We start from the raw sequence: 12,280 nt of genomic DNA on the forward strand, positions 1-12,280 counted from the left end.
GGGCGAGGCGTGAGGTTTTCCAGCGTGCGGGGCTCGTAACCGCGCCCCCGTCGCCCGCCGGCGTACGCCCGGCCCGCGCCTGATGCCCGCCTTGCGCCGTGACGGCGAAGGGGTGAGGGCACCTTCATCAGCGCCTTCTTGTCTTTGATAAATTAGACGCTCCCCTTCGTCGTCCCCAGGATCAAGCGCATGCCCGCGCCTCTCGTCCAGCGCCGCCGCGCGCTGCCGTTGCTGCTGACCGTCGTCGTGCTCGCGTTCGCCGGCTGCAAGGGCGGGGGCAGCGCCCAGACACCGGCGCCGAAAACGGTGGAGGTGCTGACCCTGCAGCCGCAAAGCGTGCCGCTGAGCGTTGAACTGGCCGGGCGCACGGTGGCCTCGGAAGAATCGGAGGTGCGGCCGCAGGTCAGCGGCATCCTGCGCCAGCGCCTGTTCGAAGAGGGCGCCACGGTGCGGGCCGGGCAGCCGTTGTTCCAGATCGAGCCGACCCTGTACCAGGCCGCGGCCAACCAGGCACAGGCCAATCTGGCCACCGCCGAGGCCACGCTCGCCGCCGCCACGCTGCGCGCCGAGCGCTACCGCACGCTGGGCAAGACCCGGCTGGCCGCGCAGCAGGACGTGGACGATGCGCAGGCTGCCTACAAGCAGGCGCTGGCCAGCCGCGACGCGCAACGCGCGGCGCTGGACACCGCACGCACGCAACTGCGCTTCGCCACGGTCGTGGCGCCGATCGGCGGGCGCATCGGCCGCGCGCGGGTGACCCCGGGCGCACTGGTCACCGCCAACCAGACCGACGCCATCGCCAAGATCCAGCAGCTGGATCCGATGAACGTGGACATCACCCAGTCCGGCAACCAGTTCCTGGCGCTGCGCCGGGCGATCGCCGCCGGTGGCGTGCAGCCGGCCAGCACGCAGGTGCGGCTGACCCTGTCCGACGGCACCGCGTACCCGTTGCCGGGCACGCTGGAGTTCGCCGACCTCGACGTGGAGGAAACCACCGGTGCGGTGACCCTGCGCGCGCGTTTCCCCAATCCGGATGCGCAACTGCTGCCGGGCATGTACGTGCGCGCGCTGGTGGGGCAAGGCGTGCGCCAGCAGGCGCTGCTGGTGCCGCAGGCAGCGGTGGACCGCACCCCGCGTGGCGAAGCCGTCGCCTGGGTGGTGGGTGCCGACAACGTGGTGCGCCAACGCGAGTTCACCACGCTGCGCGCGGTGGGCGATCGCTGGCTGGTCGGCGATGGCCTGAAGCCCGGCGAACGGGTGGTGGTGGCGGGCCGGCAAGGCCTCAGCGACGGTGCCAAGGTGACGGTGAAGGCCGCCGCCGCCGCGCCTGCCGCCGGCCAGGGCTGAGCCGCATGCTGCCGCGTTTCTTCATCCACCGCCCGATCTTCGCCTGGGTCCTGGCCATCTGCATCATGGCCGCTGGCGCCATCGCCGTGTTCACCCTGCCGATCGAGCAGTACCCGGACATCGCGCCGCCCTCGGTCAATGTCACCGCCACCTACAACGGCGCCTCGGCGCAGACCGTGGAGGACAGCGTCACCCAGGTGATCGAACAGCAGATCAAGGGCATCGACCACCTGCTGTACTTCTCCTCGACCAGTTCTTCGTCCGGACAGGCACGGATCAGCATCACCTTCGACCAGGCGGCCAATCCCGACATCGCCCAGGTGCAGGTGCAGAACGCGGTCAACCAGGCGCTCAACCGGCTGCCGCAGGAAGTGCAGCAGCAGGGCGTGACCGTGGCCAAGTCGCAGGGCGACAGCCTGATGGCGGTGGCGATCTACGACCGCACCGACCGCATGGACAACGTCGACATCTCCGACTACCTGGTCAGCACCCTGCAGGACCCGATCAGCCGCATCAACGGCGTTGGCGAGATCAACGTGTTCGGCGCGCAGTACGCGATGCGGGTGTGGCTGGACCCGCACAAGCTCAACGCCTACCAACTCATGCCCGGCGACGTGCGCAGCGCGATCCTGGCGCAGAACACCCAGGTGACCGCCGGCGAGCTCGGCGCGCTGCCCACCGGCGCCGAGCAGGAACTCAACGCCACGGTCACCGCGCAGTCGCGGCTGCAAACGCCCGAGCAGTTCCGGCAGATCATCCTGGCCACGCGCGCGGACGGCTCCAGCGTGCGCCTGGGCGATGTGGCGCGGGTGGAGATCGGCGCGGAGAACTACCAGAACAACGCCACGCTCAATGGCCACCCGGCGTCCGGCTTCTCGGTGACGCTGTCCGCCGGCGCCAATGCGATCGCCACCTCCGACGCGATCCACGCCACCATCGAACGGCTCAAGCCGACCTTCCCGCCGGGCCTGGACGTGGCCTATCCGCGCGACAGCACGCCGTTCGTGCGCATCTCCATCGAGAACGTGGTGCACACCCTGGCCGAGGCCATCGTGCTGGTGGTGGTGGTGATGTTCCTGTTCCTGCAGAACGCCCGCGCCACGCTGATCCCGGCGATCACCGTGCCGGTGGTGCTGCTGGGCACCTTCGGCATCCTCGCCGCGGCCGGCTTCACCATCAACACGCTGACCCTGTTCGCGATGGTGCTGGCGATCGGCCTGCTGGTGGACGACGCCATCGTGGTGGTGGAGAACGTCGAGCGGATCATGCACGAGGAACACCTGCCGCCGCGCGAGGCCACCGAGCGCTCGATGGGCGAGATCACCGGCGCGCTGATCGGCATCACCGTGGTGCTGGGCGCGGTGTTCCTGCCGATGGCGTTCTTCGGCGGCTCCACCGGCATCATCTACCGGCAGTTCTCGATCACCATCGCCTCGGCGATGGCGCTGTCGGCGCTGGTCGCGCTGACCCTGACCCCGGCGCTGTGCGCGACCCTGCTCAAGCCGGTGGAGCAGGAGCGCAAGCTCGGCCGCTTCTTCCAATGGTTCAACCGCAGCGTCGAGCGCGGCCAGCAGGCCTACCAGCGCCGCCTCGGCAGCGTGCTGCAGCGGCCGCGGCGCTGGATGGCGCTGTATGCGCTGGTGGTGCTGGCGATGGTCGTGCTGTACATGCGCATGCCCACCGGCTTCCTGCCGGTGGAGGACCAGGGCCAGGTGCAGATCCAGTTCACCACCCCGGAAGGCACGCCGCTGGCCAAGACCCAGGCCCTGGGCAAGCGCATCAGCGACTACTTCATGACCCACGAGAAGGCCAATCTCACCGCGATCTTCATGGTGGTGGGGCGCAACAACGCCGGCACCGGGCAGAACGCCGGCCAGGCCTTCGTGGCGCTCAGACCCTGGGGCGAGCGCAACCGCGACAACACCGCGCAGGCCATCATCGACCGCGCCAACGCGCATTTCCGCGGCGTCGGCGACGCCAAGATCAGTGTGCTGTCGCCGCCGGCGGTGCGCGGCCTGGGCCAATCCAGCGGCTTCGAACTGTGGATCCGCGACAGCGACGGCGCCGGCCGCGCAGCGCTGCTGAAGGCGCAGCAGCAGGTGCTCAAGGCCGCCGGCGACGATCCGCAGCTGACCGCGGTGCGGCTCAACGGCCTGGGCGACAAGGCGCAGCTGCAGGTGGACATCGACCATGCCCAGGCCAGCGCGCTGGGCCTGGCGCAGAGCGACATCAATACGACCCTGGCCACTGCGTGGGGCGGCAGCTACGTCAACGACTTCATCGACCGCGGCCGGGTCAAGCGCGTGTACGTGCAGGGCGACGCGCCGTACCGCGCGCTGCCGGAGGACATCGCGCAGTGGTACGTGCGCGGCAGCGGCGGGCAGATGGCGCCGTTCGCCAGTTTCGCCAGCACCCACTGGACCCGCGGCCCGCAGCTGCAGCAGCGCTTCAATGGCCTGCCGGCGTCGCAGATCCAGGGCGGCGCGGCGGCCGGCAGCAGTTCCGGCGAGGCGATGCAGCGCATGCAGGCGCTGGTGGCCAAGCAGGAGGGCTTCGATCTGCAGTGGAGCGGGCTGTCCTATCAGGAGCAGTTGTCCAGCAACCAGACGCTGTGGCTGTACACCGCCTCGATCCTGTTCATTTTCCTGTGCCTGGCGGCGCTGTACGAGAGCTGGTCGATCCCGGTGGCGGTGTTGCTGGTGATTCCGCTGGGCGTGGTCGGCACGGTGCTGGCGACCACGCTGGCCGGCTTCGTCAACGACATCTATTTCCAGGTCGGCCTGCTGACCACGATCGGCCTGTCGGCGAAGAACGCGATCCTGATCGTCGAATTCGCCGAGGCGCGACAGCGTGCCGGGCGGCCGTTGCTGGAGGCGACGCTGGAAGGCGCGCGGCTGCGCCTGCGGCCGATCGTGATGACCTCGCTGGCGTTCGTGGCCGGCGTGCTGCCGCTGGCGCTGTCCACCGGCGCCGGCGCCTCCAGCCGCCGCGAGATCGGCGTGTGCGTGATCGGCGGCATGGTCACCGGCACCGTGCTGGCGGTGTTGCTGGTGCCGTTGTTCTTCGTGCTGGTGCGGCGCGCGCTGCGGCGCAGCCCGGCGGATGCGGCAACGGCAGCGCACAGCGGGTAGGATGTCGCGCCCCCCATCGATCGTCCCGGCCTGCCGGGACGCGTGACCATGACCGACGCCGTTGCCGATTCCCCGACCTGGGCCACTTTGATTCGCGATGTGCCGGACTTTCCCAAGCCCGGCATCCTGTTCAAGGACATCACCCCGCTGCTAGCCGACGGGCCTGATTTCGCCTCCGCCCTGGATGCGTTGGCCCAGCCCTGGCGCGGCACTCCGCTGGACGCGGTGCTGGGCATCGAGGCCCGCGGCTTCATCCTCGGCGCGCCGCTGGCGCACGAACTGCGCACCGGTTTCGTGCCGGTGCGCAAGCCCGGCAAGCTGCCGGCACAGACCCTGGCCCAGGACTACGGCCTGGAGTACGGCCGCGACCGCATCGAGATCCATGCCGATGCGCTACGGCCGGGCATGCGCGTGCTGCTGGTCGACGACGTGCTGGCCACCGGCGGCACGCTGCTGGCGGCCCTGGCCCTGGCGCAGCGGATGGGCGCCGAGGTGGTGGCGGCGACGGTGCTGGTGGAACTCGGCGAACTCGGTGCGCGGGCGCGCTGGCCCGCGGACATTCCGCTCACCGCGCCGTTGCGCTACTGAGGCAGATGCCGCGCACGGGCGCGGCCTAGATCGGGCGCGTCTGCGGCGGCAACCGGCTCAATGGGGGTAGATCACGTCCTCCAGCGCCGAGTCGGCATACGCGTCGGCGTGGCTCAGGTGGCCATCGAACGGACCGATCTTGCAGATCCGGCCGGCGTCGGTGAATACCAGTTGCAGCCCGTGTTCGGCTTCCCAGTCGCAGTTGCACTCCAGGCTGATGCGCAGGCGGCCGTCGCGATAGCGGCTGACGTAGGCCTCGCCGCCGAACTGCACGTGTCGCCACACTTGCGACGGGTCGTCGATGCGCGGGCAGGGTGTGCCGTATTGCTGGTGCAGGGCATGCATGCGCCGGTAATAGGCGAACACATGCGGCGTCGCCGCGTCGAGCACGGCCTGGTCGATGCGCAGGAATGCGGCGACGGCGGCGGCGAAGTCGGCCGGCGCCGGATCCTCCGCGTAGTCCTCGAACACGAAGCTGCACGCGTCCTGCATCCACGGCACCGATACCGCTGCGCTCCAGGCGGTGCCGTCTTCGTCCTGCTCCAGCGACGCGAGGACGGTCTGCAATTCCGTCGATGCGTTCATAGCTTGGCGACGCGGAACCGGCGGCCCTTGATCTTGCCGGCCTGCAGCTGCGCCAGCGCCTTGCCGGCATGGGCACGGGCAATGGCGACGTAGGAGCGGGTGGCGTAGATCGCGATCTTGCCGATCGCCGCGCCGGACAGCCCGGCATCGCCGGTCAGCGCGCCGAGGATGTCGCCGGGACGCAGCTTGTCGGTCTTGCCGCCGTCGATGCGCAGGGTGACCATCGCCGCCTGCGGCAACTGCGCCGGCCGCGCGGTGGCCAGCGGTGCGCGCGACCAGCGCAGCGGCTGGCCCTGTTCGGTTTCCAGCGCCTGCGCGCGCGCGGTCTCGCGCGGCGCCACCAGGCTCAGGGCCAGGCCATGCTTGCCGGCGCGCGCGGTGCGGCCGATGCGGTGGCGGTAGGTCTCGCTGTCGGTCGGCAGTTCGTAGTTGATCACCGCCGCCAGGTCTTCCACGTCCAGCCCGCGCGCGGCCACGTCGCTGGCCACCAGCACGTTGCAGCTGCGGTTGACGAAGCGCACCAGCACCTCGTCGCGGTCGCGCTGCTCCATGTCGCCATGCAGCGCGAGTGCGGAGAAGCCGAACTGCTGCAGCGACCCGGCGACTTCGTCGACCTCCTTGCGGGTGTTGCAGAACACCACGCTGGACTCGGGAGTGAAGCGCAGCAGCAGGCCGGCCACCGCCTTCTGCCGGTAGGTGGGGTCGATCTCGAAGAACTGCTGGTCGATTTCCGGCGCGCTGTCGGCGCCTTCGATGGTGATTTCCGCCGGTTCCTTAAGCAGGTCGCGCGCCAATGCGCGGATTTCCTCCGGGAAGGTGGCCGAGAACAGCAGGCTCTGCCGGTGCTTGTCGCACCGGCTGGCGATTTCGCGGATCGGCTCCTCGAAACCCATGTCGAGCATGCGGTCGGCCTCGTCCAGCACCAGCGTGCGCACCCCGCCCAGGTGCAGCGCCCGCTTGCGCGCCAGCTCTTGGATGCGGCCGGGCGTGCCGACCACCACCTGCGGGTCGTGCGCCTCCAGCGAGGCCAACTGCGGGCCCAGCGGCATGCCGCCGGTCAGCACCACCAGCTTCATGTTGGGGATGCCGGTGGCCAGCTTGCGCAGCTGCTTGCCGACCTGGTCGGCCAGTTCGCGGGTCGGGCACAGCACCAGCGCCTGCGCGCGGCTCAGCGCCGGATCCAGCTTGTGCAGCAGGCCCAGGCCGAACGCCGCGGTCTTGCCGCTGCCGGTGGGCGCCTGCACGATGACGTCCTGGCCGGCCAGGATCGGCGGCAGGCTCTGCGCCTGCACCGGGGTCATGCTCGTGTAACCGAGCGCATCGATGCCGGGCGCGAGCGCGGGAGAAAGGGAGAGAGAGGCGAAATCGTTCATGCGGCATTTTAGCCGGTTGACGGCGGGGATTCGGGAGTGGGGATTGGTGAGGGGGGGATTCGGGATTCGGGATTCGGGAGTGGGTGGGCCGGCGTGCCCTGAGCGTCGCGTGGTGCGCGTCGTGCGTCGTCGTGACGGCTTCAGCTGCGGCGGGCTTGCCTCTGGAGCACTGGTAGGTTTCGTTCGGAACAGATGAGAACGGCCGCTGCAGCGGATTCGGGACGTGAATGCCTGCTCAGGTCAGTGCCGCGAACCAGTCGGCGATGGCGCATGCGCTGGCGGCCGGGGCGGTCTGCAGCAACAAGTGCGGGCCAGGCAGCTCGATGCAGCGGGCGCCGGGAATGCCGACGAGGATCGTGTTGCCCGCTGCGCGATGCATCAGCCGATCGTGGCGGGCGCGCAGGTACAGGGTCGGCACGGCGACGTCGGCGAGGCGGGCGCTGACGTCCACGCGCAGGGCGCTCGCCGCGCGGTCGCGCAGCACCGCCGGGGCGATCCCGCGCAAGGTGCGTGTCAGTTGCGTCTCCAGCGCCGGCGTCGCCCAGCGCCCGAGCAGCCACCAGCGCAATGCGGCCGTGGGCAGGCGATGCGCCGGTGCGAAGCGTGTCAGCGACGCGAACGGCGCCAGTGCCGGGACCGGATTGCGCGCGAAGGTGGTGGACAGGACCAGGCCGGCCAACCCGGCCGGGCGTTGCGCCGCGAGCGACAGGGCGATAGGACCGGAGAACGACTCGCCGAGCAGAACGAAGCGCTGCTGTGGCAGCGACTGCCGTGCCAGTTGCTCCAGTTCCGCGTACGACGCTGGTCGGTCGCTTGGGTATGCCACCACTGTGACCTGCGCAAAGTAACGCCGGGCTTCGGCGACGAAGGCGGGCAGCAGTGCGCTGGTGCCGTCCAGACCAGGCAGGATGACGAGCGCGGTCATGATCGGGGCGGGATTCGGTGGGTGGCCACGGCGTGGAGGCGATGATAGGAGGGCACGGCGGATAAACGGCGGCGTCCAGGCGCGAGGTGGACGCAGTCTAGCGGTGCGACGCGTCCTTCTACGCCGTTTTCGGCGCCAGACCGAGGGCGGCCCCGTTGTGCAGGAAGACGCGATCGTCGGTCTCGGCGATCCTGGCCTCTGCGCCGGCCCTCGGCCGCGGATCTGCCGGCCCGTCGTCCAGGTGCAGCAAGAGCCGACGCAAGTGGGGTTCGGAGGGTGGAGGGCGAGTGGCAGGCGTCGTCGGGGGTGCCGGCACCGAACTGCGCCTCGAGTCGTTCCACGGCGATGCGCATGGTGCGGCAGCGTTGGCCGCAGCACAGGTCCGGCGCGGCGTTCGGGTTCGGCGAGGGGCGCATCCACGTACAATGGCGCAATGCCTCTTATCACTCTGCAGAACCTCGACTACAGCGTCGGCGGCCCCTTGTTGCTGGAAAAGACCGACCTGTCGATCGAGCCGGGCGAGCGGATCGCCCTGATCGGCCGCAACGGCGCCGGCAAATCCACCTTGATGAAACTGATCGCCGGCGAGCTCAAGCCCGACGACGGCGAAGTTCGCGTGCAGCAGGGCGTGCGCATCGCCCGGCTCGAGCAGGAGGTGCCGCATGGCGCCGCCGGCAGCGTGTTCGACGTGGTCGCCGACGGCCTGGGCGAGCTTGGCCATTGGCTGGCCGAGTTCCATCGGCTCAGCCATGCCGCCGAGTTCGACGGCGATGCGCTGGGCGCGGTGCAGTCCAAGATCGATGGCGCCAATGGCTGGGCGCTGGACCAACGGGTCAACGAGACTCTGACCCGCCTGGAGCTGGACGGCGATGCCGAGTTCGCGCGGCTGTCCGGCGGCATGAAGCGCCGGGTGCTGCTGGCGCGGGCGCTGGTGTCGGCGCCGGACCTGCTGTTGCTGGACGAACCGACCAACCACCTCGACATCGAGGCCATCGACTGGCTGGAAGGCTTCCTCAAGGGCTGGAACGGCAGCGTCGTGTTCGTGACCCACGACCGGCGTTTCCTGCGTGCCCTGGCCACCCGCATCGTCGAGATCGACCGCGGCCAGGTCAGCAGCTGGCCGGGCGACTGGGCCAACTACGAGCGCCGCCGCGAGGAGCGGCTCAACGCGCAGGCGCAGGAAAACGCGCGCTTCGACAAGCTGCTGGCGCAGGAAGAAGTGTGGATCCGCCAGGGCATCAAGGCGCGGCGTACCCGCGACGAGGGCCGGGTACGGCGGCTGGAAGCGATGCGTCGCGAGCGCACCCAGCGCCGCGAACTCGGCGGCAACGTGCGCATGGAAGCGGCGCAGGGCGAGTCCTCCGGCAAGAAGGTGATCGAGGCCAAGGACCTGAGCTTCGCCTTCGGCGCGCGCAGCATGGTGCGCGATTTTTCCACCACCATCCTGCGCGGCGACCGCATCGGCCTGATCGGCCCCAACGGCAGCGGCAAAACCACGCTGCTGAAGCTGTTGCTGGGCGAACTGACCCCGGACCAGGGCGAAGTGCGCGCCGGCACCAATCTGCAGGTGGCGTACTTCGACCAGTACCGCGCCACCCTGCGCGAGGACTGGAGCGCGATCGAGAACGTGGCCGAGGGCCGCGACTTCATCGAGGTCAACGGCAAGCGCAAGCACGTGCATGCCTACCTGCAGGATTTCCTGTTCACCCCGGAGCGCGCGCGTGCGCCGATCACCCGTCTGTCCGGCGGCGAGCGCAACCGCCTGCTGCTGGCGCGGCTGTTCGCGCAGCCGTCCAACCTGCTGGTGATGGACGAACCGACCAACGACCTGGACGTGGAAACCCTGGAGCTGCTGGAAGAACTGCTCGGCGACTACAGCGGCACCTTGTTGCTGGTCAGCCACGACCGCGATTTCATCGACAACGTGGTGACCTCGACCATGGTCATGGAAGGCGATGGCCGCATCGGCGAGTACGTCGGTGGCTACAGCGACTGGGTGCGCCAGCGCCCGGCGGCCCCGGCCAGTGCCATGGCAGTCGCCAAGGCCTCGGCCACCGCGGCGGCGACCACGCCGGTGGCGGCCGCCGCGGCGCCCGCGCCGGCCAAGCGCAAGCTCAGCTACAAGGACGCGCGCGAACTGGAGCAGTTGCCGGCGCGGATCGAAGCGCTGGAACAGCAGGTCGCGGCACTGACCGAGGCGATGACGGACGCGGCGTTCTATCAGCGCGACGCGGCGGCGGTGAATGCGCACACGCAGGCCTTGAGCCAGGCGCAGGCGGACCTGGATGCGGCGTATGCGCGCTGGAGCGAGTTGGACGCCTGAAAAGCCGGGGCCCGGGACCGGGGACCCGGGGCACGAAAAAACAAGGGCAGATCAAGGAGCGCAATTATTCCCGTCGCACGCGCAGGGAACATTGCTACGCCGGATCGCGCTCTTCCGGGTCCCCGGTCCCGGGTCCCGGGTCCCGGCTTCCGCCCACGAACGCGACGAAGCTGACGCCGTCCTGGGCCCACTCGCGGGCGACGTCGTCGAGGATCTCCAGCAGCACGTCGAAGGCCGGCTGCGCCACCGCCTGCAACTGCCCGGCATCCTCCAGCAGCAGCGCATAACCGCGGGGGGAGGGCAGCCAGGACAGGTCGCGCAGGCCATCGGTGAGCGCGTCCCAGTTGCGGCCGAAGCCGGGTGGGAAGTCCAATTGCGCGGCCAACCGCATCAGCAGCATGGCCTTGCCGGTGCAACCGTCCAGGTCGATCCGGCACAGCCGCAGGCCGGCGTCGCGGGCCAGGGCGGCGACGCTGTCCAGGTCGCGGTTGGCGACGCGATACACGCCGGAGGCAGCCGGCTCGGCCAGGTTCAGCGCGAACGGGAAGCCGCTCATGGCGTCGGCCCCGCACCGCCGACCTGGAAGCTGCGGAAACTGTCGTAGTGGTCGTCGCTGTAATACCAGACCTGCGGCGGCGTGCCGCCGGTGACGATGCGGCGCGCGCCGCGATGCGACAGGCCGGGGGTATCGACGGTGTACTCGCGGTAATAGCCGCGCGGTTGCGCCGGCAACCGGTTCTCGCGGTTGCCGAACACGCTGCCATCCTGGCGATGCGGGAACGGGCCGCCACGCAGGATCAGCGCCACCGTGGCGTGCGCTTCGGGCGGCAGAAACGCCGGCAGTTCCGGCGATGCCGCGTCGGCGGGCGTGGAGTTGCCGGGTGCGGTGTATGGGGTCTTTGCGGCGGCGTCGAGCGAGGGCGCGAATTGCGGGTGCGGCGGATGCTGCAGCCCGCGGATGCCCCACAGCCCGCCGACCAGCAACACGATGGCGGCGATCAACAGCACGGGCTTGCGCATGGACTCTCCTGCAGGAACGGCAGCGGCGCGCGGCATGGCGCCATCGCGCACAGTATGGGCCGGCCTGCCTGTTCCCGCTCTAAACGCCGCCGGTCACGCCTGTGACGCGTGCGATTCACATCCGACTAACCGGGGCGTGGGGCATGGTAGGCGCCGATTCGTAAGGCCGGCCGGCACCGCCGCCGCGGGATGGGACGATGTTTCCCCAGCCGCGCCCTTGGTAAGGTCGCCGACCGTCCCTACCATTGCTCACGCAACGCTCGTCCTTTCGACGGCGAAAGTCCAGGAGAACCGCATGGCCTACACCCTCCCCAAGTTGCCCTACGCCTACGACGCGCTGGAACCGCACATCGATGCGCAGACGATGGAGATCCATCACACCAAGCATCACCAGACCTACATCAACAACGTCAACGCCGCGCTGGAAGGCACCGAGTACGCCGATCTGCCGATCGAGGCGCTGGCGTCCAAGCTGAAGTCGCTGCCGGAGAACCTGCAGGGTCCGGTGCGCAACAACGGCGGCGGCCATGCCAACCACTCGCTGTTCTGGACGGTGATGGCGCCCAATGCCGGCGGCACCCCGAGCGGCGACGTGGGCAAGGCGATCGACAGCGAACTGGGCGGCTTCGACAAGTTCAAGGAAGCCTTCACCAAGGCCGCGCTGACCCGCTTCGGCAGCGGCTGGGCCTGGCTGAGCGTCACCCCCGACAAGAAGCTGGTGGTCGAGAGCACCGCCAACCAGGACAGCCCGCTGTTCGAGGGCAACACCCCGATCCTGGGCCTGGACGTGTGGGAACACGCCTACTACCTGAAGTACCAGAACCGCCGTCCGGACTACATCGGCGCGTTCTTCAACGTGGTCGACTGGAAGGAAGTGGAGCGCCGCTACCACGCCGCGATCGGCTGATCGCGCGCCAGCATCGCGACATGAAGAAGGCCGGGTTCGCCCGGCCTTTTTTGTGTGTGTCAGACAGAAGCGCTGTAGTGC

10 protein-coding genes are annotated in these 12,280 nt (G+C 69.6%); 5 read left to right on the forward strand and 5 right to left on the reverse strand.

Annotation, left to right across the window (positions count from 1 at the left end):
- Nucleotides 1-189: 189 nt before the first annotated feature.
- From QN245_RS08400 to QN245_RS08410, 3 genes are read left to right on the forward strand one after another with little or no spacing between them, the layout of a single operon-like run.
- Nucleotides 190-1,347, forward strand: coding sequence for an efflux RND transporter periplasmic adaptor subunit (locus QN245_RS08400; protein ID WP_317845041.1), 1,158 nt, complete (start codon nt 190-192; stop codon nt 1,345-1,347).
- A gap of 5 nt (nt 1,348-1,352) precedes the next feature.
- Nucleotides 1,353-4,478 carry an efflux RND transporter permease subunit gene (locus tag QN245_RS08405; RefSeq protein WP_160970733.1) on the forward strand — a complete coding sequence of 1,042 codons (3,126 nt, stop codon included), beginning with the start codon at nt 1,353-1,355 and terminating at the stop codon, nt 4,476-4,478.
- Between the two features lie 48 nt (nt 4,479-4,526).
- Nucleotides 4,527-5,066 (forward strand): adenine phosphoribosyltransferase, encoded by a 540-nt coding sequence (locus QN245_RS08410; RefSeq protein ID WP_160970731.1) that lies wholly within the window; start codon nt 4,527-4,529, stop codon nt 5,064-5,066.
- 57 nt (nt 5,067-5,123) lie between these two features.
- Here QN245_RS08410 and QN245_RS08415 read toward each other — a convergent pair whose 3' ends face one another.
- The 3 genes from QN245_RS08415 to QN245_RS08425 form a co-directional block, all read right to left on the reverse strand.
- Nucleotides 5,124-5,633: a DUF6985 domain-containing protein gene (locus QN245_RS08415; RefSeq protein ID WP_317845042.1), complete on the reverse strand. Its 510-nt coding sequence runs from the start codon at nt 5,631-5,633 to the stop codon at nt 5,124-5,126.
- Between the two features lie 14 nt (nt 5,634-5,647).
- Nucleotides 5,648-7,024, reverse strand: a complete 1,377-nt coding sequence (dbpA, locus tag QN245_RS08420) for an ATP-dependent RNA helicase DbpA (protein ID WP_317845043.1) — start codon at nt 7,022-7,024, stop codon at nt 5,648-5,650.
- Nucleotides 7,025-7,259: 235 nt separating this feature from the next.
- On the reverse strand, nt 7,260-7,949 hold the full coding sequence (locus QN245_RS08425) for an alpha/beta fold hydrolase (protein WP_317845044.1): 690 nt from the start codon (nt 7,947-7,949) through the stop codon (nt 7,260-7,262).
- Between the two features lie 433 nt (nt 7,950-8,382).
- On the opposite strand from QN245_RS08425, the gene QN245_RS08430 reads away from it, so the two are divergent.
- Nucleotides 8,383-10,272, forward strand: coding sequence for an ATP-binding cassette domain-containing protein (locus QN245_RS08430; protein ID WP_160970725.1), 1,890 nt, complete (start codon nt 8,383-8,385; stop codon nt 10,270-10,272).
- Nucleotides 10,273-10,366: 94 nt separating this feature from the next.
- On the opposite strand, the gene QN245_RS08435 is transcribed toward QN245_RS08430, so the two are convergent.
- Together QN245_RS08435 and QN245_RS08440 are read right to left on the reverse strand one after the other, a co-directional pair.
- Nucleotides 10,367-10,828, reverse strand: a complete 462-nt coding sequence (locus tag QN245_RS08435) for a barstar family protein (protein ID WP_160970724.1) — start codon at nt 10,826-10,828, stop codon at nt 10,367-10,369.
- A complete protein-coding gene (locus tag QN245_RS08440) occupies nt 10,825-11,292 on the reverse strand; it encodes a guanyl-specific ribonuclease (protein ID WP_184447675.1) in 468 nt (155 codons plus the stop codon). Before QN245_RS08440 ends, QN245_RS08435 begins: the two co-directional genes overlap by 4 nt.
- A gap of 295 nt (nt 11,293-11,587) precedes the next feature.
- On the opposite strand from QN245_RS08440, the gene QN245_RS08445 reads away from it, so the two are divergent.
- Nucleotides 11,588-12,199: a superoxide dismutase gene (locus QN245_RS08445; protein ID WP_317845045.1), complete on the forward strand. Its 612-nt coding sequence runs from the start codon at nt 11,588-11,590 to the stop codon at nt 12,197-12,199.
- The last annotated feature ends 81 nt before the right edge of the window (nt 12,200-12,280 follow it).

It is taken from the genome of Xanthomonas rydalmerensis (genome assembly GCF_033170385.1).
In the GTDB taxonomy this organism is placed as follows: Bacteria; Pseudomonadota; Gammaproteobacteria; order Xanthomonadales; family Xanthomonadaceae; genus Xanthomonas_A; species Xanthomonas_A rydalmerensis.

Bases quoted from the DNA above. Each gene is read 5' to 3' on its own strand.
- QN245_RS08410 (WP_160970731.1), top strand. From the start codon at position 4,527: ATGACCGACGCCGTTGCCGATTCCCCGACCTGGGCCACTTTGATTCGC.
- QN245_RS08425 (WP_317845044.1), bottom strand. From the start codon at position 7,949: ATGACCGCGCTCGTCATCCTGCCTGGTCTGGACGGCACCAGCGCACTG.
- QN245_RS08405 (WP_160970733.1), top strand. From the start codon at position 1,353: ATGCTGCCGCGTTTCTTCATCCACCGCCCGATCTTCGCCTGGGTCCTG.
- QN245_RS08400 (WP_317845041.1), top strand. From the start codon at position 190: ATGCCCGCGCCTCTCGTCCAGCGCCGCCGCGCGCTGCCGTTGCTGCTG.
- QN245_RS08435 (WP_160970724.1), bottom strand. From the start codon at position 10,828: ATGAGCGGCTTCCCGTTCGCGCTGAACCTGGCCGAGCCGGCTGCCTCC.
- QN245_RS08440 (WP_184447675.1), bottom strand. From the start codon at position 11,292: ATGCGCAAGCCCGTGCTGTTGATCGCCGCCATCGTGTTGCTGGTCGGC.
- dbpA (WP_317845043.1), bottom strand. From the start codon at position 7,024: ATGAACGATTTCGCCTCTCTCTCCCTTTCTCCCGCGCTCGCGCCCGGC.
- QN245_RS08430 (WP_160970725.1), top strand. From the start codon at position 8,383: ATGCCTCTTATCACTCTGCAGAACCTCGACTACAGCGTCGGCGGCCCC.
- QN245_RS08445 (WP_317845045.1), top strand. From the start codon at position 11,588: ATGGCCTACACCCTCCCCAAGTTGCCCTACGCCTACGACGCGCTGGAA.